This is a genomic window from Brevibacillus sp. SYP-B805, from assembly GCF_011059135.1.
Taxonomy (GTDB): domain Bacteria; phylum Bacillota; class Bacilli; order Brevibacillales; family Brevibacillaceae; genus Brevibacillus_F.
The window spans coordinates 32367-56327 of record NZ_JAALGD010000022.1; the positions used below are offsets into that span (position 1 = coordinate 32367).

At 57.8% G+C, this 23961-nt stretch carries 29 protein-coding genes, 1 pseudogene and 2 riboswitches; of the genes and pseudogenes, 5 read left to right on the forward strand and 25 right to left on the reverse strand.

Going from position 1 to position 23961, the window contains the following annotated elements:
- Positions 1–38: 38 nt before the first annotated feature.
- The 5 genes from G3578_RS19785 to fabL all read right to left on the reverse strand — a co-directional run bounded on the left by G3578_RS19785 (position 39) and on the right by fabL (position 4525).
- Positions 39–758, reverse strand: coding sequence for an MFS transporter (locus tag G3578_RS19785; RefSeq protein ID WP_165215357.1), 720 nt, complete (start codon positions 756–758; stop codon positions 39–41).
- Positions 701–2461 (reverse strand): ABC transporter ATP-binding protein, encoded by a 1761-nt coding sequence (locus tag G3578_RS19790; protein ID WP_165215420.1) that lies wholly within the window; start codon positions 2459–2461, stop codon positions 701–703. The genes G3578_RS19785 and G3578_RS19790 overlap by 58 nt, the downstream gene beginning before the upstream one ends.
- 157 nt (positions 2462–2618) lie before the next feature.
- Positions 2619–3155: a DUF402 domain-containing protein gene (locus G3578_RS19795; protein ID WP_165215359.1), complete on the reverse strand. Its 537-nt coding sequence runs from the start codon at positions 3153–3155 to the stop codon at positions 2619–2621.
- 107 nt (positions 3156–3262) lie between these two features.
- On the reverse strand, positions 3263–3682 hold the full coding sequence (locus G3578_RS19800) for a GNAT family N-acetyltransferase (protein WP_165215361.1): 420 nt from the start codon (positions 3680–3682) through the stop codon (positions 3263–3265).
- 84 nt (positions 3683–3766) lie between these two features.
- Positions 3767–4525, reverse strand: a complete 759-nt coding sequence (fabL, locus tag G3578_RS19805) for an enoyl-[acyl-carrier-protein] reductase FabL (protein ID WP_165215363.1) — start codon at positions 4523–4525, stop codon at positions 3767–3769.
- A gap of 652 nt (positions 4526–5177) precedes the next feature.
- Between fabL and G3578_RS19810 the strand changes: the two genes are divergently transcribed.
- Both G3578_RS19810 and G3578_RS19815 read left to right on the forward strand, forming a co-directional pair.
- Positions 5178–5339, forward strand: coding sequence for a YrzI family small protein (locus tag G3578_RS19810; RefSeq protein ID WP_165215365.1), 162 nt, complete (start codon positions 5178–5180; stop codon positions 5337–5339).
- Between the two features lie 146 nt (positions 5340–5485).
- Complete coding sequence (locus G3578_RS19815; RefSeq protein ID WP_165215367.1) at positions 5486–5647, forward strand: YrzI family small protein; 162 nt, start codon at positions 5486–5488, stop codon at positions 5645–5647.
- A 99-nt stretch (positions 5648–5746) separates the two neighbouring features.
- Here the strand turns inward: G3578_RS19815 and G3578_RS19820 are convergent, their stop codons facing one another.
- From G3578_RS19820 to G3578_RS19830, 3 genes are read right to left on the reverse strand one after another with little or no spacing between them, the layout of a single operon-like run.
- Positions 5747–6685, reverse strand: a complete 939-nt coding sequence (locus G3578_RS19820; protein WP_165215369.1) for a TIGR01777 family oxidoreductase — start codon at positions 6683–6685, stop codon at positions 5747–5749.
- A 53-nt stretch (positions 6686–6738) separates the two neighbouring features.
- On the reverse strand, positions 6739–7857 hold the full coding sequence (mutY, locus tag G3578_RS19825) for an A/G-specific adenine glycosylase (RefSeq protein ID WP_165215371.1): 1119 nt from the start codon (positions 7855–7857) through the stop codon (positions 6739–6741).
- A 3-nt stretch (positions 7858–7860) separates the two neighbouring features.
- Positions 7861–8160: an MFS transporter gene (locus tag G3578_RS19830; RefSeq protein ID WP_165215373.1), complete on the reverse strand. Its 300-nt coding sequence runs from the start codon at positions 8158–8160 to the stop codon at positions 7861–7863.
- Between the two features lie 167 nt (positions 8161–8327).
- On the opposite strand from G3578_RS19830, the gene G3578_RS19835 reads away from it, so the two are divergent.
- Positions 8328–9329, forward strand: coding sequence for a metal-dependent hydrolase (locus G3578_RS19835; RefSeq protein WP_165215376.1), 1002 nt, complete (start codon positions 8328–8330; stop codon positions 9327–9329).
- A gap of 197 nt (positions 9330–9526) precedes the next feature.
- On the opposite strand, the gene G3578_RS19840 is transcribed toward G3578_RS19835, so the two are convergent.
- Positions 9527–10135, reverse strand: a complete 609-nt coding sequence (locus G3578_RS19840) for a superoxide dismutase (RefSeq protein WP_165215378.1) — start codon at positions 10133–10135, stop codon at positions 9527–9529.
- A 210-nt stretch (positions 10136–10345) separates the two neighbouring features.
- Between G3578_RS19840 and G3578_RS19845 the strand changes: the two genes are divergently transcribed.
- Entirely contained in the window at positions 10346–11119 is a 774-nt protein-coding gene (locus tag G3578_RS19845) for a TSUP family transporter (protein WP_241254731.1), read from the forward strand.
- 122 nt (positions 11120–11241) lie between these two features.
- Here the strand turns inward: G3578_RS19845 and G3578_RS19850 are convergent, their stop codons facing one another.
- The 9 genes from G3578_RS19850 to G3578_RS19890 form a co-directional block, all read right to left on the reverse strand.
- Complete coding sequence (locus G3578_RS19850) at positions 11242–11427, reverse strand: hypothetical protein (RefSeq protein ID WP_165215383.1); 186 nt, start codon at positions 11425–11427, stop codon at positions 11242–11244.
- Positions 11428–11439: 12 nt separating this feature from the next.
- On the reverse strand, positions 11440–11670 hold the full coding sequence (locus tag G3578_RS19855; RefSeq protein WP_165215386.1) for a YneF family protein: 231 nt from the start codon (positions 11668–11670) through the stop codon (positions 11440–11442).
- A 172-nt stretch (positions 11671–11842) separates the two neighbouring features.
- Entirely contained in the window at positions 11843–12631 is a 789-nt protein-coding gene (gene prpE, locus G3578_RS19860; RefSeq protein ID WP_241254730.1) for a bis(5'-nucleosyl)-tetraphosphatase PrpE, read from the reverse strand.
- Between the two features lie 139 nt (positions 12632–12770).
- A complete protein-coding gene (locus G3578_RS19865) occupies positions 12771–13400 on the reverse strand; it encodes a response regulator (protein WP_165215388.1) in 630 nt (209 codons plus the stop codon).
- On the reverse strand, positions 13397–14521 hold the full coding sequence (locus tag G3578_RS19870) for a sensor histidine kinase (RefSeq protein ID WP_165215391.1): 1125 nt from the start codon (positions 14519–14521) through the stop codon (positions 13397–13399). Before G3578_RS19870 ends, G3578_RS19865 begins: the two co-directional genes overlap by 4 nt.
- A gap of 15 nt (positions 14522–14536) precedes the next feature.
- On the reverse strand, positions 14537–15382 hold the full coding sequence (gene liaF, locus G3578_RS19875) for a cell wall-active antibiotics response protein LiaF (RefSeq protein ID WP_165215393.1): 846 nt from the start codon (positions 15380–15382) through the stop codon (positions 14537–14539).
- A gap of 35 nt (positions 15383–15417) precedes the next feature.
- Positions 15418–15966, reverse strand: coding sequence for a methyltransferase (locus G3578_RS19880; RefSeq protein WP_165215426.1), 549 nt, complete (start codon positions 15964–15966; stop codon positions 15418–15420).
- A gap of 56 nt (positions 15967–16022) precedes the next feature.
- On the reverse strand, positions 16023–16730 hold the full coding sequence (locus tag G3578_RS19885; RefSeq protein WP_165215396.1) for a PspA/IM30 family protein: 708 nt from the start codon (positions 16728–16730) through the stop codon (positions 16023–16025).
- Positions 16731–16780: 50 nt separating this feature from the next.
- Complete coding sequence (locus G3578_RS19890) at positions 16781–17200, reverse strand: LiaF transmembrane domain-containing protein (RefSeq protein WP_165215398.1); 420 nt, start codon at positions 17198–17200, stop codon at positions 16781–16783.
- Between the two features lie 277 nt (positions 17201–17477).
- Positions 17478–17645, forward strand: a riboswitch (cyclic di-AMP (ydaO/yuaA leader).
- Between the two features lie 5 nt (positions 17646–17650).
- Between G3578_RS19890 and G3578_RS19895 the strand changes: the two genes are divergently transcribed.
- Entirely contained in the window at positions 17651–18178 is a 528-nt protein-coding gene (locus G3578_RS19895; RefSeq protein WP_165215401.1) for a C40 family peptidase, read from the forward strand.
- 139 nt (positions 18179–18317) lie between these two features.
- Here the strand turns inward: G3578_RS19895 and G3578_RS19900 are convergent, their stop codons facing one another.
- The 7 genes and pseudogenes from G3578_RS19900 to G3578_RS21050 form a co-directional block, all read right to left on the reverse strand.
- Positions 18318–18947 carry a LysE family translocator gene (locus G3578_RS19900; protein WP_165215403.1) on the reverse strand — a complete coding sequence of 210 codons (630 nt, stop codon included), beginning with the start codon at positions 18945–18947 and terminating at the stop codon, positions 18318–18320.
- Positions 18948–19090: 143 nt separating this feature from the next.
- Positions 19091–19552, reverse strand: a complete 462-nt coding sequence (ribH, locus tag G3578_RS19905) for a 6,7-dimethyl-8-ribityllumazine synthase (protein WP_165215406.1) — start codon at positions 19550–19552, stop codon at positions 19091–19093.
- A 7-nt stretch (positions 19553–19559) separates the two neighbouring features.
- Positions 19560–20762: a bifunctional 3,4-dihydroxy-2-butanone-4-phosphate synthase/GTP cyclohydrolase II gene (locus G3578_RS19910; RefSeq protein WP_165215408.1), complete on the reverse strand. Its 1203-nt coding sequence runs from the start codon at positions 20760–20762 to the stop codon at positions 19560–19562.
- Between the two features lie 135 nt (positions 20763–20897).
- The gene (locus tag G3578_RS19915; RefSeq protein ID WP_165215410.1) at positions 20898–21560 is read right to left on the reverse strand and encodes a riboflavin synthase; all 663 of its coding nucleotides are present in this window, start codon (positions 21558–21560) and stop codon (positions 20898–20900) included.
- Between the two features lie 3 nt (positions 21561–21563).
- Positions 21564–22667: a bifunctional diaminohydroxyphosphoribosylaminopyrimidine deaminase/5-amino-6-(5-phosphoribosylamino)uracil reductase RibD gene (gene ribD / locus G3578_RS19920; protein ID WP_165215412.1), complete on the reverse strand. Its 1104-nt coding sequence runs from the start codon at positions 22665–22667 to the stop codon at positions 21564–21566.
- Positions 22668–22852: 185 nt separating this feature from the next.
- Positions 22853–22993, reverse strand: a riboswitch (FMN riboswitch).
- Between the two features lie 68 nt (positions 22994–23061).
- Positions 23062–23613: a hypothetical protein gene (locus G3578_RS19925; RefSeq protein WP_165215414.1), complete on the reverse strand. Its 552-nt coding sequence runs from the start codon at positions 23611–23613 to the stop codon at positions 23062–23064.
- A 224-nt stretch (positions 23614–23837) separates the two neighbouring features.
- Positions 23838–23961 (reverse strand): annotated as a pseudogene (locus tag G3578_RS21050) (IS200/IS605 family transposase); the annotation flags it as partial.

Below are 23961 nucleotides of genomic sequence, written 5' to 3' on the forward strand. Positions count from 1 at the left end.
TGGTGTCGGCGGGGGCCCCCAACCTTTCTTACTTCGCTTTAGCGCTTTAAAGATATTAAACTTTCCAATATACCAAGGGAGACAACCAGGACGCCTCCGGCAATCGTTCCGATCAGGTAACTGGCATTGATGAACCCCCACCATTCATCCCCTTGGCCCAACACCTGCTTGACGTAAACAAGCAGGATGGCGCCGATCCATACGGCTCCCGCCAGCCCGTCGAGTACGTCCATCACGGCGATCACCCGCAGCGCCGGATGATGAAGGAGAATCCGCCACTCCTCCTGGCGTGTACTGCGGGCTGTGCGTGCCGACTGCTGCTTGGGGGGATGAACTTCGACAGGACGAATGGCTCCCATCAGGCAGGTGGCGATCACGTACAGGAAAAGTGTCAGCCAAAGCACACGGCCGCTGCCCAGCGCGGAGACCAGAAGCCCGCCGCTTGCCCAGCCGATCAACTGTACGCTCTGCACCGCCATGGAGACAAGTCCGTTGGCTTTCAACAAGTGCCCGGGTCCGACAAGGCGCGGCACCAACCCATCCTGCGCAGGGCCGGCCCAGCCGTCCAGAAACGCGATCAGGCTGATGAAAAGAAAGATCAGGGGCAGGGAGGGACGGTACGGCGTGTTCCCATTCCGCCAGGCTGCCATCATCCGCATCAGCCATGCGTCGCTGTGTTCCACGCCGGGAACGCGGCCGGTCAGGCGCCGTTCACCGCCGCTTCCTCCGCCGGGGTGCCGAAGTCCTGCACATGCCACAAGGTGTGGTACACGCCTTCCAGCGCCAGGAGCTCTTCATGTCTTCCCATCTCCACGATGCGCCCTTCCTTCATCACCACGATTTTGTCCGCATGGGTGATGGTGGATAGGCGGTGGGCCACGATGATCGTCGTCCGCCCCTTGGACAAGCGGGCAAGCGATTCCTGAATCAGGCGCTCCGACTCCAGATCGAGGGCAGATGTCGCTTCATCCAGGATCAGAATGGCCGGATCGCGCAGGAAGACACGGGCGATGGCGATGCGCTGCTTTTGGCCGCCGGAGAGTTTCACCCCCCGCTCGCCCAGTTCCGTCTCATACCCTTCCGGCAGCTCGCAAATAAAATCGTGCGCATTGGCTGCCTGCGCAGCGGCCACCATCTCCGCTTCCGTCGCATCGGGGTTGCCCATCATGATGTTGGTCCGGGCGGATTCGCTGAACAGAATGTTGTCCTGCAGCACCATGCCGATGTGGCTGCGCAGGTTCTGCTGCTTCACATCCCGGATATCCACGCCGTCAATCGTGATGCGGCCGGAGGTGACATCCCAGAAACGGGGCAGCAGGCTGATCAGCGACGATTTGCCGCCGCCGGACATCCCGACGATCGCCACCGTCTCGCCCGGCTGAATGGTCAGATTGATCCCCTCCAGCACATACGGCCCATCCTCCCGGTAGCGGAACCAGACATCCTCGAAGCGAATCTCCCCCCGAATCCGTCCCGTCGCCGGATCGACAGACAGATCAACCGCTCCCGGCCGGTCGGTAATGTCGTACTGCTCATCCAGAAATTCAAACATGCGATCCATCGACGCGGTCGACTGCGTGAGCGTCGTGGAAGAGTTGACCAAACGGCGAAGCGGTGTATACAGCCGCTCCAGATACGCATAGAAGGCCACCATCGTTCCCACGGTCAGCCCGCCCTGAATCACCTCGTACCCGGCATAGCCAATCACCAGCAGCGGCGCAATATCCGTCACCGTGTTGACCGCCGAAAACGTACAGGCGTTCCATCTGGTATGGGCCAGCGCTTTTTGCAGGAAATGATCGTTCACCTTGGCAAACTGCTTCTCTTCATATCCTTCCAGCGCGAAGCTGCGCACGACGGAGATGCCGTTTACCCGCTCGTGCAGATGTCCCTGCAGCCTGGCCAGCGCGGCCGAACGCTCCTTCGTCAGCTCCCGCAAACGCTTGTAAAAGTATTTGACGGAAAAGCCGTACAGGGGAAAGACAAGCAGAGCGGCCATCGTCAGCGGCACATTCATGTACAGCATGACCCCGACGGTAAGCAGGATGGTGATGAGATCGAGCCAGAGGTTCATCAGGCCCGTTTCGATGAAGCTTTTCGTCGATTCCACATCATTGATCACACGGGAGATCACTTCCCCCACCTTGTGGTTGTTGTAGTAGCGCATCGACAGACGCTGCAGGTGAACGAACAGCTGGTTGCGGATATCATACAGAATCCGGCTCGAGACCCACTGGGCGAAATACTGCCGGTAATACTCCACCGGCACCCGCACCACGGTAAAAATCAGGAAGGCCCCCGCCATCAGCCAAAAAAGCCGGTTCAGCTTCTCCCCTGGCGGAAGAGCCCCCGGCAGCAAGTCATCGATCACATATTTGATGATCAGCGGAATCAACAGCGGCAAGGAAAATTTGATGATTCCGATGAAGATGGTCAACACGATCTGTTTCCAATAGGGCATGACAAATGCCAAATACCGTCTGACACTGCTCACGGTCACCCCTCCCTTCCGAACATTTTACACCGATCGATGCGGTTCGAAAACCCACCCGCTCCAGCCAGCCGCCGTCCACATCCCCAACAAACGAAATCCCTCTCCCGCCAAACGGGAAAGGGATCTACTCTTCATCAACCCGCACGAGCTGGTACCGCTCGTACCAGCGCTGGACAAAACCGTTCTGAAAAGGGCCGCGCCGCGCATGCACCCACTCCAGAACCTCCTTCAGCGCCGCCTGCACCCGCGCGATCACTTCCGGCGGATACTTCATCTGCTGGCTGTGCAGGAGGAATTCTTCCTCGTCCAGAATGGTGTAGGTCATGTCGGGGAACACCTTTACATCCAGATCATAATCAATATACGTCAGCAGATTCTGTTTCAGGCTGAACGGGGAACCGATATTGCAGTAATAGTAGATGCCATCATCGCGGATCATGGCAATCGTATTGAACCACTGCCCGCGCCCGAACGTACAGATGGCCGGCTCACGCGTCCGCCATTCCCGGCCGTCTGACTCGGTCACTTTCACGCGGTCATTGCCGCCGATCACAACGGCGTCACTGGTATGGATCAACGTGGTCTTATCCCAGATACGGTGCAAAGACTGGTCATGCTTGTAACTTTCGATGCGAATCGTCGTTCCTGGAGCTGGCGACATGACTCTCCCCTTTCTTCTCTTCTCTGTGGCGGGGATCATGAAAAAATGTGCGGACATCCCCCACAGAAGGGTTCCACAGCCGTCCGCATATTGTTCAAGGCCGAATCCTATGCGTAAGAAGAGAGCTTTTTGGAAAGTGTAACATATTTTTGAAGCTCGTAGCCAAGCGAATGATAAAAGGGAAGGACTTCCGGATTGTCCTGATTCACCATGATCAGAACGCGGTTAACCCCCCGTTGGCGAAAACGGTTTTCCAGCGCTTCCACCAGCTTGCGTCCGATGCCTGTTCCCTGGCGCTCGGGCAGCACGGCCAACCGATAAAAATACGCCCTTGTCCCATCGATTGTGCCAACAACAACGCCAACCACTTCTCCATCCTGCTCGGCAACCATGACCAGCTCGCTGTCCCAGGAGAGCTGTTTGGCCAGAGCGTCCAGTGACTCCGTTTCCGTCCGGTCTAAACCGGTTTCCTCCCAGATGCGCATGATGGCTGCATAGTCACCGAGGCGAAACGTACGAATCAGCATACTTGGCCTCCTTAGCTAGCTTCTCCTTTTATTTTACACCAGAAAAACAGGTTTGTCTGCTGATCATCCCCCCAAGACCCTGCCTTAGGTCAGCAGCGAGATGCCGCCATCGACGATCAGGGTCTGGCCGCGTACCATCCACGCCTTGTCGGAGAGCAGGAACATCACGGCATTCGCCAGATCATCCGGTTCGACGATACGGCCTGCCGGTGTACGCTCTGCCGCCGCCTTCAGCAGCTCATCCCGGTTGGGGAAATGGCGCAGCGCATCCGTATCCACGGCGCCGCCGGACACTGCATTAACCACGATGTTGTACGGTGCCAGCTCTACCGCCAGATAGCGGGTGAGCGCTTCCAGGGCCGCTTTGGAGACACCCACTGCCGTATAGTTTTCCAGCACGCGGATGGACCCGAGGCTGGAGATGCTGACGATCTTGCCGCCTTCTCCCGTTTTCTTCATCAGCTTGGCAGCCTCCTGCGCGCAGAACAGCAGCGCCTTGCTGTTGATCTCCATCGTCCAGTCCCAATGGCTCTCTTCCAGCTCCATCAGCGGGCGCAGAACACCGGATGCCGCATTATTCACCAGTATATCCAATCTGCCGAACTCTTGTTCAATTTCGGCAAACATCTCTTTGATTTTGCCGACATCTCCCACGTTTGCCTTGATGAGGTGTACGCGCACCCCTTTGGCCTCCAGCTCGGCCGCCGTTTCCCTCGCCGCCGTGCGGTTGCGCAGATAATTCAGGACCAGATGGTACCCCTGATCCGCCAGTTGATGGGCGATCGCCTTCCCGATGCCCCGGGTTCCCCCGGTGACGAGCGCTACTTTGCCATGATGCTTCATGCGATTTCCTCCTATCCAGCAGCTACTATCATCAGGTACTAAAAATGCTCCTTTCTACTATTGCACATCCGGCACCATAAATAAAGCATTTCCAATTCCAGGAAAAGAACCACTCGCTGCGGAGGGACGGGGAGCGGCCTTCGCCGACCCGGGAGCGGATCGCATGCACGGGGGAGAGGGAACAAGCAGCCGATATGGCAAAGTCCGGTCGGCGGTGACGGCGGCGGGTGGCTCGCTCATCCATTCCTGGCGGTGACCAGAATCCCGCCTGATACGAGATGGCAGCGCTTGCATTTTTTTGAAAATACTTTTATTTCCTTTTTCCCTTTACAAAGGGAAGATTTTCCCATATTCTATGAGTACATACTTGATCTGGAAAGGAGGTACACCGATATGACTGCAAAAACAATGGGCATGCTTGCTGCTTTTGTCAATGGAATTGCAACTTCAACCGGTAGTACCTCCTTGTTCGGCGTACAATAAACAGACGCTTTTTCTTGCATCCGTTTGTACAATCGCCCGAACAGGCCGCAGGTGCTGCCACCCGCGGCCTTTTTCTATCCATTTCCAGCCAAAGGCCGCAGGAGATTGAAAGTACCCGCGGCCTTTTTGCATCCCTACGGAAACGAAGCCTTGAAAGGAGGTGATGACGATGGTATTCAACTTTCTTTTCTTCACCGTGAAAATCGAACGCAACGATTCTTCTGCGGAAGCGTGTATCGCGGCTCTGGAACGCGAACGGATCCTGCAACAAATTGAAGAGACCCGCCATTTCGCAGCGGCTCATTATCCCAACTTTGTCAGCCGCATCTAACCCAACCATTCGGTTTGATCATGGATCCAAAAGGGGGAATGTTTGATGAAAAGACGTCAACGTCGTCAATTGATGAGATTCACGGGAGCAAAAGCGCTGGATGGAACCTGACTGGCGAATGACAGAAGGAGAGGAGGGAATGGCGCGTGCAAATCCCGATGATCCTGTTTACGATTACCATTGAACGGAAAACCTATACCCCGGAAGAGCTTGCTCTGCGATACCGGCAGGAGCAAACGCTCCGGGAACTGGAACAGCAGCGCTGGGAACTGATTTCCCGGTTTCCGGTATACTGTATCAGAATGTAAAGAGACCCAGACAACCGGCACCGCCTTGCCCGATTTGCGGCAAGGCGGTGTTTGCATGGAAGCTGTGGCAGCAGTGTGCACAGACTGCCGCTTCGGCCATCATCGCGGCATCTCAGCGCTTGACGCATGCGGGATCAGATCGCGCAAAGCCTCTTCCAAATCCGGGTATCGAAAGGTAAAGCCGCTTTCCAGCAGCCTTTTGGGCACGCAGTTCCTCCCTGTCAACGCCAGGCTCGGTTCCGTCCGCATCACCAGATAGGCGCCCAGCCAGACGACCGGAGACGGCGCCGGTGGAGCCCATCCCTTGTTCATCACCTTCCGCAGCGTGCGCATGAATTCTTTGTTTGTAACCGGATTGGGCCCTGTGGCGTTGTAAATGCCGCTCATCTTCTCCTTTTCGATGGCCCACAGCAGCATCTCATTCAGATCGTCGAGATGAAGCCAACTGATATACTGCCGGCCCGATCCCACCGTTCCTCCCAGGTTATACTTGGCCAGTTTCATCAAAGGTTCCAGCGCACCGCCGTTCTTCCCCAGCGCAAAGCCGATTCGCAGCAGCACCTTGCGCGTCAGCGGCAGCTCCCTTTCAAAAAAGGCCTCCTCCCAACGCTGGCAGACTTCCACGGAAAAGCCGGTACCATGGGGTGACTCCTCATCGCAGAGCGCCCGGGTATCCCCGAAGATGGCAAGCGAGCCAGCCTGAACGAAGGCTTGAGGCGGGTTCTCGCACGCCAGAATGGCATCGGTCAGCACCTTGACGGATTGGAGGCGGGAGCGCATGATCTCTTCCCTGTTTTTCCTGGTATAGATGCAGTTGACGCTTTTGCCGGTAAAGTTGACCACCGCATGGCTCCCCTCTATTTCCCGCGCCCACTCTCCGAGGTGCTCCCCATCCCACTGCACGTAACGAATCGGCTGCCCGTCACGGGAGCCGCCTCTGGTCAAGATCACCACGTCATACCCTCTCTGCGTCAAATACGCGGCCAGGGATTGGCCCAAAAAGCCTGACCCGCCCGCCAGAATCACCCGTTTCTGCATAAGTGCCCCCCTTTCTGCATCGCCTCCATTATACCAAATATTGGGTATGCAGGTCAGAGGGTGAAAGCGGCCTGTGACAAGTATTGGATGATTTTGCCGTGCGCTACCGAAAACGCATAATCGGCCAGCTGGTTCCCGCTGACAAACCGGGCGGTGGCAGGCAGTTGGCCGCTTCCCCCCCGATAGGCGCACAGGTGGACATGCAGGTGCCACTGCAGGTGGGAGAAGGTGTGCCTGATCTGCAGCAGCGGCTGCTCCACGCTTACGTCCAGACCGTAGCGCTGCTGCAGCGCATCCGGCAGGATATCCTCCGCCCACTCCACCTGCTCGGTCTCCACCATGGGGAACTCCCACATGCCGGCGAGAAGCCCCTGCTCCGGCCGCTTGGTGATCAGGTACGCATCCTCCCGCTTGATCACGGCCACCAGGTAGCTGACCGGACGAGGCGGCTTGGCCTTTCCTTTCACGGGCAGCTCCTCCTGGACCCCTTCCCGCCGGGCGAGACAATAGTCAAACACCGGACAGGTCAGGCATTGCGGGTTTCGCGGCAGACAAACGAGCGCGCCCAGCTCCATCAACGCCTGGTTGAAATCCCCCGCGCGCCCCTGGGGAATCACCTGCCGGATCAGCTGTTCCATTTTGATCCGGGTGGCCGGCTTGGCGATATCGTCGTGCATCAGAAGGAGCCGCGAGAAAACACGCATCACATTGCCGTCAACGGCCGGCTCCGGTTTTTCGTAAGCGATGCTCAGGATCGCTCCCGCCGTGTAGGGGCCGATGCCTTTCAGCTTGGAAATCTCCTCCGGCGTGTCCGGGACAACCCCGCCGTAGGTCTCCTTCACTTCGCGGGCCGCCGCCTGCAGATTGCGCGCCCGCGAGTAGTAGCCAAGCCCCTCCCACGCTTTCAACACCTCTTCTTCCGGCGCATCGGCCAGCGCTTCGACCGTCGGAAACTTCCGCATGAAATTTTCAAAATACGGTTTCACCGTCTCCACGCGCGTCTGCTGCAGCATGATCTCCGACACCCAGACACGGTAGGGATCGCGGTTGATGCGCCAGGGCAGATCCCGCTTCTGCTCGTCATACCAGGCCAACAGATCGCGGGCAAACCCAAAGACGTGAAACTCATCCGGCACTTTCGGAACCGCATCGGTTCTTTTTCTTGTCGTCATGATTCACTCCTGTATCCCTGCCGCCAGCGGCCGGAAAGCCCAGATATGCAGCTTTGCCGTCCCGCCGGCGATGTTTTCCGCAAATGCGGCGTCACCCAGACGCCACGCCTTGATGGCTTCGTACTGCTCCAGGGTATCCACATCGAATGTCTCGACGAAGAGGTTGGGCTGCTCCACCCCTTCATACCACCGGTAACCGCGGCCGCCGCGCGCTTCCGTCTCCCGCTTGATGGCGGCGATCTGCGCGGCATACTGGGTGCGTCGGCCGTCAAGCAGCTTGTATTCGATAAATACCGTAATCACTGGGACCGCCTCCTTGTCTCGTTGACCTCTTTCATCGTAGCGAAACCCGGGGAGGGGGACAAGCCGATTCATGCGAATTTTTCCGTGATGCAGGAGGAAATCGGCTCCTGATCACGTTATAATAAGGAGAAAGGCAGCGTTCGGCTCAAAGGAGGAAAGCACGCTTCATGGATACCGCCACTCACTTCGCCATGGGGTTCGGTCTGGCTGGCCTTGCCCATCTTGATCCCGTTGTCGCCCAAACGCCCGGTCTGGCCGAAGCCGTCATGCTGGGCACAGTCATCGGCTCACAGGCCCCCGATCTGGACGGGTTTACCCGCATCTTCGGCAGTGCCGCCTATATTCGCCACCACCGCGGTCTCTCTCACTCCATCCCCGCCCTGATCGTATGGACGCTGGCAGCGTTTGGCCTCATTCAGGCGATCATGCCGCAGGCGGCCTGGGGGCATCTCCTTGCCTGGATTTTCCTCGCCGTTGTTCTCCATGTGTTCGTCGATCTGTTCAATTCCTACGGCACCCAATGCCTCTCCCCGTTCAAGCGCAAGTGGATTGCCTGGAATATGATCTTCATCTTTGACCCGCTCATCTTCGTCATGCATCTGCTGGGATTCATGCTGTGGCTCGGTGGAGCGGAACCAGGCACCCTCTTCCTGTCGATCTATCTGTGCATCGCCGCGTATTACGTCCTCCGCTTCAAGGCGCGCAACCGGGCCATCGAGAGCGTGAAGCAGTCCCTGCGCCTGCCTGGAACCTACACGGTGTTTCCCACCCACTCCTGGAACCAGTGGACGTTTCTGGTGAAAACGGAGCAGCACTGGCACGTGGGGGAACTGCACGGCGGTGAGGCGATCGTCCTGGACACCTTCGCGATCAAGCCAGAGACGGAGATGATCGCCATCGCCAAACAAGATCCGAAAGTGAAAGCTTTCCTCTCCTTCACCAGCTACGCCCACGTCGAGGTGAAAGCGCACGATTTCGGCTTTGAGGTCCGATGGTTTGACCTGCGCTATCGGGCGCGGTTCCAGGGCAAAAGCCATTACATGTTCGTGGCCGTCGTCTATCTGGATAAATCGCTGCAGATCCGCGACTCGTTCACCGGCTGGATTCACCGCGGCGAGGAACAGCTGGCGAAAAAGCTGGACCCCGAAAAGGAGATACAATTGAGCTAAAATAGCCCCGCCGACTTGAGCGAACGCTCCCCCCACTGGGAGATCGCTAATGTTTTGCGGTGTGGGGTCCCTTGCTGGTGTCGGCGGGGGCCCTAGCTTTTCTTAGTGACTCAAGCGCTATAAAGAACTTTCCAATCATCTAAAAACGGCATGCCTGCGTGCTTCAGGCATGCCGTTTTCCATTCGATTTGCTGCGCTTATTTCGCTGCTTCAAAGCGCTTGCTTACTTCATCCCAGTTCACTACGTTCCAGAACGCGGCGATGTAGTCCGGGCGTTTGTTTTGATACTTCAGGTAGTATGCGTGCTCCCACACGTCGAGGCCGAGGATCGGCGTTTTGCCTTCCATCAGCGGGCTGTCCTGGTTCGGCGTGGAGGTGATCGCCAGCTTGCCGCCGTCTACGATCAGCCATGCCCAACCGGAACCAAAACGACCGGTGGCTGCTTTCGTGAATTCCGCCTTGAAGTTGTCAAAGCTGCCGAATGCCTCGTTGATCGCGTCTGCCAGTGCGCCGGTCGGAGCGCCGCCGCCGTTCGGGCTCAGGATTTCCCAGAACAGGCTGTGGTTGGCGTGACCGCCGCCGTTGTTGCGCACGGCCGTACGGATGGATTCCGGCACCGCATCCAGGTTGCCGATCAGCTCTTCGATGCTTTTTTGCTGCAGTTCCGGATGGCCTTCCAGCGCCGCATTCAGGTTGTTCACATAGGTGGCATGGTGACGGCCATGGTGGATTTCCATGGTTTGCGCGTCGATGTGCGGTTCCAGTGCGTTATGCGCATAAGGCAGTGCAGGCAGTTGATGTGCCATGTGTAATCTCCTCCTCGCTATATGTATGGGTTCCCTTACCACCTTCATTATAAACGATACGCACGACTATCACAACAAATGAGTTGCTAAAGTATCGTTAATATTGCTTGTTTTATGATCGTTCGATATATTTCGAGTAAGCATATCTTGCATTGCGCCTCTTCCGTGATAGACTTGTGGTATCAAAGAGAACGAAATCGGGTGACACGTTTGTTTGAACTGGACCTATCCACGATCGCCATTCTGACGGTGATTGGTTTCATTTCCGCCTTCATCGACAGCTGTGTCGGCGGCGGCGGACTGATCTCCCTGCCCGCGCTGCTCGGCTTGGGGATCGATCCCTATTATGCGCTGGGCACCAACAAAATGGCGGGCACCATGTCCTCCGCGACCAGCTCCATGACGTTCATCAGTCTGGGAAAATACGACCGGAAGCTCATGACCATCCTGTTTCCGGTTTCCTTCGCCGGTGCGCTGATTGGCGCCAAGACGGTGCTTTTTATTCCTCCCGAAGTGCTGCGAATTCTCGTCATCGTCATGATGGCGCTCATCTTCGTCTATACGCTGGTGAACAAAAAATTCGGACGGGAAGCCAGGTTCAAGGGTATCACCCCCATTACGCTGGGATGGGGCATCCCCTTGACGTTCCTGATCGGCTTCTACGACGGTTTTTTCGGCCCGGGCACCGGTTCGTTCTTCGTCTTTCTGATGGTGCTCCTGTTCGGGTTCGATTTCGTCATCGGTGCCGGCAACGGACGCATTCTCAATTTTGCCAGCAATCTGGCCGCCCTGCTTGTGTTTATTCTGGAGGGCAAGCTAATCTTCCTGACCGGCCTGACAATGGGGATTGCGATGCTGGCAGGCGCTTCGCTCGGGGCCCGGGTGGCTGTCAAAACGGGGGTCCGCTATGTCCGCCCGCTTTTCCTGATCGTGTCGATCTCCCTCATCAGCAAAATGGTGTATGAACTGATCTTTTCCTCCTGACAAAGGCTCCTTGCGCACAACATCCCCTTTTCCCGCCTGGTGAGGCGCGAAAAGGGGATGTTTCCTTACCCGATGGTCGGCAAAGGCGCAGTCCGTCCTTCCGTGAGCCTGCAGGACAGCCTCTACTCATCCTTCTGTCTGCGCTGCCTGATGCGCAGGATCATGTTGTCGATCAACAGGCCGATGCCCGCCCCGTAAAACGGAGCGGCGAAGCGTACCCCGGAGGAAATCGGCAGCTCTTTCATCCAGACGATCAGCACGCCGATGATGAAGCCCAGCATCGTATAGCGCAAGCGGGTCGCACCCAAGAGAATCCCTCCTTACGCTTTTCGTCCCGGCTTGTTGGGCAGTTTCATGTTTTTCATCGTGCGGCTCATTTGCTTCAACTGCTTTTGGTTCAGGTTCACGCCCATGGAACGGGCCATCGCCTGCAATTGCTTGTCATCCATCTGCATGTTGCTGAGCTGCCTGCGCAGGTAGTACGCCCCCAGGAAAAATCCGCCGATCAATCCCGCAAGCAGGGTCAAGATTGGTATGATCCATTGCCACATTCTCGCATCATCCTTCTGTCATGACTTTTTCTTCCGCTCCATTTTACCACACTCGCATGGGTGTTTCGCATGATTTTGCCCCATCGCCCGTCCCTTTTGACGCCTTGCCGCATATAGTGGAAGTGAGGCGGCTTCCGGATGGCGGGGCACCCTGTTTCCGCCGGTAACGGGGTCAAGCCTCCTGGCCGGCGTAGTTCTTCCTGGCCGGTACGCTGACCAGCTTGTCTTCCGGGAAGCGGTATGCCGTCAAGCAGCCGCCGAAAACGCACCCTTGATCGATATTGATCGCCCCGTTTTTGCGCTCCGGCTCCGGTCTTGGATCATGCCCCCACACAATGAGCGGGTGTGAACGCTTTCTTTCCTCCGTCCAGTCTTTCCGAATCGGCCGGCCATCGGCCCCTATGCCCGCTACATCGCCATACCGGCAGAAGTTGCGGATGGCGGGGCTTTCCTTGCCGATGTACTCGTCCCGAATCCCCGCATGGACGGCGACCGCTTCCGTGCGTCCCTCCAGCTTCAGCAGCATGTGCGACGGAGAGGCGAACAACATCTCCCGGCATTTCTCCCGCAGCTCATGCGCCTCTTTTCGGCCAACCTCCGCCTCATACCGCCGGAACTCCTCTTCCACCTTCTCATCGCCATGCGCCAGCGTCACCTTTCGGCCATCCAGCCAGCGGGCAATTTTCCATCCGTGATTGCTGTCCACCATCTCTGCCAGGCCGGCCGCGATATGACGGAGAAAGAAGTCCAGCATCTTGATGGACTGCGGACCGCGGCTGGTGATGTCGCCCAATGACAGCAGCAGGCGCCCTTCGGGATGGCGGTAGAGCCCGTCCGCGCCGCATACGTACCCCAACAGCGTCAGGATTTCCAGAAATTCCTCATGGCAGGCATGCACATCGCCGATAATATCCACGCCTTTGTCCGCCGCCATGATGTTGGAGCGCAACCTGTTGCCCATGATATCCCTCATTCCCGCAATGTCCTGTGTGTTGTCATTTTCTCCTTCTTTCGCGCCGCTATCCATAAATCGCCACCCGGGGCTTTGATCCTGCGGAAAATGAAAACCCGTCCATGAGGAGCGGACGGGCGATCCACCGCTATTGCAGATTGTGCGTGTGCACGTAGATGGCCGCCTGGGTGCGGTCTTCCACATTCAGCTTGGCCAGGATATTGCTGACGTGCGTTTTCACCGTCTTGATCCCGATGATCAGTTCATCGGCGATTTCCTGATTCGATTTGCCCTGGCCGATCAGCTTCAACACTTCCAGTTCGCGCGGGGTCAGCTGTTCGTGCGGGCTCGGCTGCTGGCCGTGACGGAAGCGGGCCATGATCTTGCCGGCTACCCGCGATTCCAGGATCGGTTCGCCTGCCATGGCCGAGCGGATGGCCCGGACAATCTCCGCAGCGCGCGAGGTTTTCAGGAGATAGCTGAACGCCCCCGCCTCGATGACGGGATACACCTTCTCGTCATCGATGAAGCTTGTCAGGACGATCACCTTGGCGTTGGGACAAATCTCCCTGATCCGCCGGGTCGCTTCGATCCCGCCGATTCCCTCCATCACCAGATCCATCAAAATGACATCGGGCTGAAGCTGTCCGGCGAGCTTCACGCCTTCTTCGCCGCTGGATGCTTCCGCCACCACTTCGATATCTTCTTCGGTGGACAAGTAGGCAGCCAGCCCCATCCGTACCATTTCATGGTCATCGACCAACAAGACTCGGATCATGGATTCACGCCCTCCTTCGTTTCCGTCTGCAGCATCAGGGGAATGCGCACTTCGATTTGGGTGCCCTGGCCGATGGAGGAGTAAATCTCCATCGCGCCGCCCAGCTCATTAACCCTCTCCCGCATGGTTCTCAGTCCGTAAGAGATCATTTTTTCATCTTCAGGATCAAAGCCGATGCCATCGTCCGCGACGCGCAGGCGCACCTGTCCCTGCATGGTGAAAAGCTTGACGACAATTTGCTTGGCCCGCGCATGGCGCAGCGTATTGGAAAGGGCTTCCTGCAGGATGCGGAACAGATGATCCTCGATGCCGGTCGGGAGGTCGGGAATCTCTTCAATTTCCCAGGATATGCCGAGCGACTGCTTCTGGCTCAGTTCCTCAAGAAGCTCGATCATCGCCTCGCGCAGCGACCGATCCTGCAGGGTTGCCGGCCGAAGATGCAAAAGCAGCGCCCTCATCTCCGCCTGAGCGGCGGCCGCCATCTCTTCCACCAGTTCGATCTGCTGGGCGGCCCGCTGCGGATTGATCCCGATCATCCGCTTGATCGCGGCGGTCGTCATGGCGATGGCAAACAGCTGCTGACTCACCGCATCGTGCAGCTCCCGGGCCAGACGCTGCCGCTCTTCGGTCACCGCCGACTGGCGCAGCTGTTCGCCCAGTTCGGCATTGTGATTGGAAAGCCGCTGCAGGGAAGCCACCTGCTCCTCCCATTTGGCCGCCAACCGGTTAAACTGCCAGCCGATCTCTCCCAGCTCGTCCACTCCGAGATCGGGCACGCGGTAGGAAAGCACCCCGCGCTCCAGGTTCATGGCGGCTTCCCACAGCACATGCAGCCGTTTCTTCAACAGGTTGCCGGCGATATAGCCTGTCACCATCCCGATCAACGACGAAGCCGACACCGAAACGATCAGAATAAACAGCAGAATCTTCCAGTTCATGATCTCCAGGAGATCGACCCCGAGATACGTGGAAAAAAACATGATCACGGCGGGTTTGTCCTGCACCAGCAGGACGAACGCCAGCCACAGGAGGAAAAGAAAGACATTGACACCCGCCGTCAGCATCAAGCCCTGCTTGACAAACCGCCACTGGATGCTGGTCAGCCTGCTCTGCCGTCCCATCGCGAGTACACCCCCCTAGATGTACTTCACGTCAATATCGCCCAGAAGCAGGCTGATGTTGAGCGTTACTTTTTTCGCGGCTTCGTCGAAAGAGTCGGAGCGCAGCGAGACGTGCCGGTTCAGCCCTCCCTGGTGATGACCAAAGACGGCCAAATCGCCGACATTTACCTCCGCTTCCACGGCGACGGGGAGATCGACCGGCACATAAACGGTGATGTCGCCGACCCATCCCTTGATGATAATCGCCGCCTCCTCTTCCTGGATCACCGCGCGCGACAGATCGATGACGACATTGCCGATCCCGTGCCAGATAAACATGCGGGTGAGTTCAAACCGCCCGGAAGTCAGGTGAAAATCGCCGATGAGCGCACTGCGGCTGTTTTTGCAGGAGAACCGGTGACCGTGGTGCCACGGTGCGTTCATCCCCAGCTTCCACCGTTCGAACGGATCGATGTGCGCCCATTTTGCGTAATGGCGGGCAAAGGCGGGATCGACGGCTTCCCCTGTCACCGGCCGCTCCGGGTCCTGGTTCGGCGGCGGAAACGGGAAACGCGGCCCGCGCGAACGAAGCAGCCGGAACCCCACATAGATCAGCACGAGGGAAATGAGCATCCCGAACACGTTCTCAAAATCCATGTCGAACCATATTTGTAAAAGGAATAGCGTTCCGAGCCCCGTCAAGATTCCCCCGGAGAGGCGTTTACCGTTCGACCAGTTTTTCAATCCGAAATAAACCAGGATGAGCGGCCACAGGGAAAAGATATTGAAGGAAATGATCCCGAGCGCATCCAGGAACATGCCGATTCCGGCTATCATGATGGCAATTCCGCCAAGCATTGTGTGCAAGCGAGATAATTTCACGTCTGTCTCCTCTCTTCGAGTCAAGCATGCCAGCCTTATTTGCGGCACATATAGATAAAAGCGGGGGGGATGTTCAGCGCTGTAAATCCGATTTCAACCGTCGAGAACCGCTGCTGCAGTTCATCATGAAGCTGCAGGGAGTATTGAAACGTCACAAACACTCCTCCCGGCGCCAGCGCCTTGACGACCTCATCCAGGATGGCCGTCCGCAATTCCGGCGAAAAGATCGCGAACGGCAGGCCTGAAATGATGGCATCCACTTGCTCCAGCTTCATCTCGGCCAGATAGCTGTTCAGTTGCATCGCCTCGCGCTTGACGATCAAGCCGGGAAAACGGGATTCCAGCAGCTTGCGAAATTGCAGGTCACGCTCGATCACAAAAAAGATGGCGTCAGGACGCTTTTTCCGCAGAATCGCGCCTGTAAAAGCCCCCGTCCCCGGCCCCAGCTCGACGATCGTACGGGCGGCATGCCAGGGAACCCGTTTCATCATTTCTTTGCATAGGAAGCGCGAGCTCGGTGCCACGCTGCCGACTCTGCCAGGTTCAGAAAGAAAGCGTTTCAAAAAGACGATCATGTCCGTAATCAAGGGTGACCTCCTAGGGGAAAAGCAGCCCGCATGACACAGGCTGCTGTCTATCATTAGTTATTCAACGCGTCCCCATTCATTCCTTGTTCTTTCTTGTGATGCTCCGCGCCCTGCCCAACCAGGGAGGCTTTGATGCGGGCGAGCTCGGCGTCGATGTCATCGTGATTCACCGCGCTTGGGGCGGGAGGAACCAGGCGCCACTCCCCGCTCATCTCCGCTTCCGCTTCCATGCGGATCACTTTTTCCTCCATGCGGGCGAAACCCCGGGAGGCCGATTCGCTGCAGAAGCCAACGATGGCCTGGTTCACCTGCTTTTTCGCCTGGGCCAGCTGCGCGCGGGACATCAGGGCGTATTTTTTGGCCCGCATCTTGTAAAACTCGTCTTTCAGCTCTGCCAGCTTCTCGCGCATCTGCGCCGCCGCATCCGCAGCCTGCTTGTACAGGGCCTCGTATTCCTGCGCCCTTGCTTCATAGCGTTTCTGGTCAATCAATGCGCGGCGCGCCACTTCGTCTTCTCCCTCGCTCAGGGCCAGTTTCACCTGGCGATCGCGCTTGGCGGCCATCGCCGCAGCCTCTTCCCACTGCTGACGGAACCGTTTCTCCAGGGCAACCTGACGGGCAACCGCCACTTCCGCTTGTCCGATTTCCACTTCCATATCTCTCATATATTGTGTCAGCATCACAATCGGATCTTCCATCGAATCGATCAGATCATTCACCGAAGCCACGGTCAAATCACGCAGACGTTTGAAAATACCCATCTTTTTTTCCTCCTTTAATCATACCATTCAGATCGGTTTCCTTACACTACTTAAAATTGTTGTCGACGAGCCTGCAGCTCTTTTTCCCAACGATCCAAGGCGTCCTCCTTCAGCATGCTGTGGGCCCAATGCCGCTCGCCGATATCCGGCATCCTGACAGCAGGGGCCGGCCGGCGTCTCAACAGCCGGTAGCCGACCACCATGATGATGATGGCCAACAGACAGCTGAACAGCAGCTCCAGCTTGCCGATCAGCATGAGGAGGCCGAAGACGAAGACAAACGCGCCCCACCCTTTCTTGCCGGCCGATCCCGTCTGCAGGAGCCGTTTCGCCCCATACAGCATGATCGCTCCGGGGATCAACAGCCCAAGCAGGTCGCCGGTATCGATCCCCAGGATATCCAGGATCAGCATCGCACCCACAATCAGCAGGATCAGCCCGAGAAGCACCTTCCCAGACCGCTCGCTCATGCACCATCCCTCCATTTCATCTACTGCGTCGTACACCCTCATTGTAGACGGCCCTGCAAAAGCGGATAACGGGCGAGCGGTTGGTTTTTCTCTCGGTCTGCGGGCGGAGGCAGCATACTCCTGCAACCGGATAGATCATCGCCGGCTGCCGAAGGGAGGTGGTTTTGCCAGACGTTTCATGTTTATGCAGGGTATTTGTGACAAATTTGTGAACATTTCAGCAACAAAAAGGAAATAGCTGGACGATCTCGAATTGGTAGTTTGGCGTGTAAAAAAATATCGAATGAAGCCGAGTTCCGTAAAACGGAAGCGGGGGAACCACGTTTTGGAGGATTGTTCGACAACCTGTGCGGGCAACCTCAGGGGTGAATGGCTGTCTCGACGGCCTAGGGCACCTTTCGACCGAACCCATCAGCTAACCTCGTAGGCTCAAGAAAGGGGCAGCAGAAGTTGCGTAAGTGTGTTCAGTTTTTGCTTGTCGCTGGACTCCTGCTGGTTGGGAGCCATTCCGCCTTCGCCGAGGAAAGCCTCCTGATGTCCACGGTGAAGAAGCTGTATGGCGTACCTTACAAATCGGGAGGAACCAGCCCGAATGGTTTTGACTGCTCCGGATTCACACGCTACGTCTTCAACCAACTGGGTGTAGATCTGCCGCACAACTCTGCGAGCCAGTATACGGTGGGACAAAAAGTCGCCCGCAAAGACCTGCAGCCTGGCGACCTTCTGTTCTTCAACACCAACGGCCGCAGCATCTCCCATGTGGGCATCTACATCGGCAACAACACCTTCGTACACTCCGAATCGGGCAGAGGCGTCGTGAAGACGAAACTGACAGACCCGTATTACTGGAGCAAACGTTACGTGGGTGCCATACGTGTGGCGCTGCCGGCGCAAAAGACAATCGCCACAGGGGCTCCGGCTCCGGCGAAAAAGGCTGCCGTACAGGCTGCCTCCGTTCAGGAAACAAAGACAAAATAACGCTTGGCAACAAACATGAAGTCAGGATCGCTTATCCTGACTTTTTTTGACGTAATTTGGCACCTGGTCTCAGGAGGAGATCGCAACGATAAACGGGACGCGCGCCTGTGAAGCCTCCTCCCGATACCAGCATTTTCGTTTACAAGAGCGTATGATAGCCGTTATAAAACACCTTGCAGGCAAAATAAAAGAACAGGACGGCGGAAGCCAGCGAGAAACCGCGAATGATTCCCGGCCCCATCAACTTTCCCCCTTTCGCGGCCAGATAAGAGATCACAGCGGACCAGACGAGACCGGCGCAGAAAAAGCCGGCAAAGAAGAGAACCAGCGACGTCTGCGTTTCTCCCTGCGAGGCGGCGATGACACTGCCGCCGATGGTCGCAAACCAGAGGATGGCTGATGGCGAAGCCAGGGCCAATCCCGCTCCCCAGACAAAATCTTTCCACAAGGAGCGTGCGGGGACGTCACCCTGCCAATCGATTTCCTTCGGCTTTCTCATCTCGCGCACCATCTGCCAGCTCATCCAGAGAAGGACGGCCGACCCGCCGAGCCACAGGATCCATCGCACGATCCGATGCTCCAGCAGATAGGAGATGCCCACCATGGAGAGAACCGCATAAAACAGGTCGCCAAAGCTGGAACCCACCCCGATCAGGAGCGCCGGCAGGAATCCGCGCTGCAACCCGGAGCGGAGCAAGGCCACATTGACGATGCCCAGATCCAGGCAGAGCGAGAGGGATAAAAGAAATCCGGAAAAGAACAGCAGCATGCAAAGAACGCCTCCCATACAGCAATGCGATATCTATGTTATAAAACATGACATCAGCATTGTAAAGAAAAAACCGGTTCAAGCCGGCGTACAACGGCCGGAACCCGGCATGCGTTTCTGCAGCCGGGTTCCGGTTTTCCTTCCTACCATTGTCGGCTCAAATTGGCCATTTCGATCGCCGCGACCGCCGCTTCCCAGCCCTTGTTCCCGGCTTTGGTGCCTGCGCGCTCAATCGCCTGCTCGATGCTTTCGGTGGTCAGCACGCCAAAGATGACGGGAATGCCGGTTGACAGCGAGGCGCTGGCTACGCCTTTGGCACACTCGCTGCACACATAGTCAAAATGGGGAGTAGACCCGCGAATGACCGCCCCCAGGGTAATGACGGCGTCATATTTGCCCGACTCCGCCATTTTGCGGGCGATCAGGGGGATTTCGAAAGCCCCCGGCACCCATGCCAGCTCTACATCCTCTTCATGCACGCCGTGCCGTTTCAGCGCATCCGCTGCGCCTGCCACCAGCTTGCTGACGATAAACTCGTTGAAGCGGCCGGCCACGATCCCGATTCTCAAGCCTGTCCCTACCAAATGCCCTTCATAAATGCGCATGCCCGATTCACTCCTTCACCAAGTTGAGCAGATGTCCCAGTTTGTCGTGTTTGGTCTGCAAATAATGCCGATTGTGCGGATGGGCCGGCACCTCGATCGGCACGCGGTCCACCACTTCCAGCCCATACCCGTTCAAGCCGCGGATTTTGCGGGGATTGTTGGTCAGCAGCCTGATTTTTCCCACGCCCAGATCGCGCAGGATTTGGGCGCCGATGCCGTATTCCCGCAAGTCGGGGGGAAAGCCCAGCTTCTCGTTGGCCTCCACCGTGTCAAACCCTTCCTCCTGCAGCTTGTACGCCCGCAGCTTGTTGATCAGGCCGATGCCGCGCCCTTCCTGCCGCATGTAGAGCAGCACGCCTTTGCCCGCCCGCTCGATCTGCCCAAGCGCCGCATGCAGCTGCGGCCCGCAGTCGCAGCGAAACGACCCGAACACATCGCCGGTCAGACACTCGGAGTGAACGCGCACCAATGTGGGTTCGTCGGGGCGAATCTCCCCCTTGACCAGAGCGACATGCTCCTTCCCGTCCACTTCGTTGGTGTACGCCACCAGGCGGAACTCCCCGTATGCGCTCGGAAGGGAGACTTCCACTTCCCGTTTGATCAAGCATTCATTCCGCGTCCGATACCGGATCAGCGCCTCGATCGAGATCAGCTTCAGCCCGAAGCGCCGGGCGATCTCCTGCAGCTGGGGCAGACGCGCCATCGTGCCGTCTTCGTTCAGGATTTCGCAAATGACGCCGGCCGGATAGGCTCCCGCCAGCCGGGCCAGATCGACCGCAGCTTCCGTGTGTCCGGCCCGCCGCAAGACTCCCCCCTTTTTGGCGATTAAGGGGAAAATGTGTCCGGGCCGCCGGAAATGCTCCGCCCTCGTCGCCGGATTGACCATCGCCTGAATGGTGCGGGAGCGCTCAAAGGCGGAGATGCCGGTATGCGTCCCGATCTCGTCAATGGAGACGGTAAACGCCGTACCCTGTTTATCCGTATTGTTCTCCACCATCGGCTGCAGATGAAGCTCCGCGGCTCTCTCCTCCGTGATGGGGACGCATACCAGGCCGCGGCCGTGCGTCACCATGAAGTTGATCATCTCCGGTGTCGCCGCTTCCGCCAAGCAGAGCAGATCCCCTTCGTTTTCCCGATCCTCGTCGTCCACCACGATGATGGCTTTCCCCTGGCGCAGATCTTCCAGGGCTTCTTCTATCGTATGAAACATGGTCCACCTCCCTGTGTCGGAAACCCCGCCGACTTAAGCTGTGCTTAACCCCAAAAAGTGACGTTGACCTTCGAAGCTTAATCCGAGTACTTTTTGGGGACCCCTGAGCATGCTGTGTCAGTGGGGGCCCTCCACTCATGCAAAACCGTGCTGCCGCAAAAAATCGATGCCGATGCGATCCGCGCGCCCCTGCTCCCGCTCCGGCCGGGGATAGCCGTCAAGCAGGCGCTCCACGTATTTGGCAATGATGTCGCACTCCAGATTCACCCGGTCGCCGGGCTGCCGTTCCCGCAAGCTGGTATGGGCCAGGGTGTGCGGAATGATCGATACGGAAAACCCGCTCTCCCACACATCGACGATGGTCAGGCTGATGCCGTCCACCGTGACCGACCCGCGCGGCACCATGTACCGGAGCAGCGATGCCCCGCATTCGATCCGGAAAAGCACCGCGTTGGCATCGTTTTTACGAGAAAGAACAACCCCGGTTCCATCCACGTGTCCGGAGACGATATGCCCTCCGAAGCGGTCGCCCAGCGCCATCGCCCGCTCCAGATTGACGGCCTGTCCCGGCGCCAGTTTGCCGAGATTGGTCTTTTTCAGCGTCTCCGGCATGACGTCAACGGTAAAATGACGGGCAGTAAACGAGGTGACGGTCAGGCAAACCCCGTTCACCGCGATGCTGTCCCCGAGCTGCACCCCTTTCAGCACCTTCGCGGCCTGAATCGTCAGCGTGCATGCCCGGGAGCCACCCGCGATGCCCGCGAGAATGCCGACCTCCTCCACCAATCCCGTAAACATCGGCTAGATGCCCCCTTTCCAGTCAGGATAGCCGCTGATGCGCAGATCATGCTCGCTGATCCGCTCCACTTCCACCTCTTTCAGCGGGATGGCCTCATCCATGGTTGGTATGCCGGCTGCGCCAAACGGGGTCGGCGCCGAGGCTCCCCCCACCAGCTTGAGGGACAGATAGCTGATCACCTTCTGAATCGCCCGCGCGTTCAGGAAGGCACCGTTTACCGCCGACCCGCCTTCCACAAGCAGCGTCGTGATCCCCTGTTCACCCAGGCAGCGCAGCACCCAATGGATATCCACATGATCCCGCTCTTCGTCGCTGATGATACGCACCCCATGCTGCTGCAGGGCTTCCCGCTTCTCCCTGGCGGCTCGCCGGGTCGTAAAGATCCAGGTGGGGGCCTTGCCGTCCGTCACCACCTGGGCGGAGAGCGGAATGCGCAGGGTGGTGTCCAGAATCACCCGCACCGGCTGTCTGGCGGTGCCGTCCAGACGGGCCGTCAGCGCAGGATCGTCGGCTATCACCGTATTTACCCCCACCAGGATGGCATCGTGGCGGTGGCGCATGAGATGCACCTCTTCCCGGGCCTTTTCCCCCGACACCCAGCGGCTGTGTCCCGTCTCCGTCGCCACTTTACCGTCCAGCGTGCTGGCGGTCTTCACGGTTACAAAGGGCGTTCCCGTGGAGATAAAATGAAAAAACGCTTCATTCAGGCGGCGGGCCTCCTGCTCCAGCAGACCCACGCTCACCTCCAGACCCGCCTCACGAAGCCGGGCGATGCCGCGGCCGGCCACCAGCGGATTGGGATCGACTGTCGCAATGACCACGCGCGAGATGCCCGCCTGCAGAATCGCATCGCAGCAGGGCGGCGTCCGACCGTGATGGCTGCATGGTTCCAGCGTGACGTAGAGCGTGGCCTGCCGCGCCTTTTCTCCGGCCATCCGCAGCGCATGCACCTCCGCGTGGGCTTCTCCGGCCTTCAGATGGGCTCCCATGCCGACGATCTCTCCATCCTTGACCACCACTGCACCGACCAGCGGATTGGGGCTGGTCTGGCCGATCGCCCCTTTGGCCAGTTGAATCGCGAGCGACATATAGTGGGCATCCAGCATGACACGTCCTCCTTTCCCTGTTGGGATGAAAACCGTGAATAATGGACCTCAAAAAAAGGAAAAGTCCTGAAACAGCGTTCAGGACACAGGGAAATAAGCCTTGCAGCCGCTGTTTTTTGAAAACCTGCCCGATCCACGTCTTCCTTTCCATCGATCGGACTGCCCCCATAGCAGCCGCAAAGCTCGTTCACCTTCTCCCATCCGGACTATACCGTCGGCCTTGGAATGTTCACCAAGTCAGTCGCTGTACGTACCAGCGAGTCGCGGGCTCAGACACATGGGTCATCACCGCCGGTCGGGAATTTCACCCTGCCCTGAAGGTTCACTATTCAACTGGTGTTTAGTATACCATGTTTGCCCTGCCTGTTTACAGGGGACGGGCACATTCTATGCATTACAGGCGCTGCAGCTGTTCCAGCGCGTCCAGGGAGGCTACGCAGTGGTCCACAAGGCGGCGCATGTCCTCGATGTTGCCTTCATCGATCTTGCGCTGGAAATCGAGCGTCACCCTGGTCTCGTACAGCTCCGGCGGCCACCGCAGCCAATGCTCGTCAAGGCGGGCACCCACGAATTGGGTGATATGCGGACGGTTGCCCCAGATATCGTTCAACGCCCGCGAGATGGCTGCCGCCTCCTGCGCAACATCCCGAATGAACATCCGGAAGTGAATGCAGATCATGCACCCGATCCGCTCCGTCAAAGGCTGCTCCAATTGTTCGGCGGCGATGTCGGCAAGCGTCGTGCGCAGCTGAATCCGGGCGGTCACCGGCTTGTCCCGGGCGGCGGCATGTGCCAGGCAAAATTCGATGTCAAACAACCGGTGAAACGTCGCCATATCCATGATGTCGGAACGATCGGTTACCAGAATCGCCCCTTCGAAATCGCAGTCATACACGGCCCCTTCCAGGACCACTTTCACATTATCGAAGACGGTTGGGTGAAACATCCCTTCAGCCTCCTCGTCCATCACACCTCTCCATAGCATGCCCGACTTTCGCTGCGCTTGCAAGAACGGGCGGATGATCCCCGCCAAACGTAGTCATAACCACCGGCTTAGCCGGTGGCTTCCATTAGCCCTATAAGGGCATGTTGCAAGCAAGCGCCTCAAAGGCGCGCTGAAAGTCTGCCAACCGCGTGTTGCCTCGGGCCGGCCCCTGAAAAGGGGCTACTTTACCTGCCCTTTTTCACCGACTCACCCGTAAACGGGTCGATCAGTTCTTTCATCGTTAATTGCTCATAATTTTTGTCCTCCACTAACTGGTTACGGATATATTCCTCAATTACCTTTTTATTT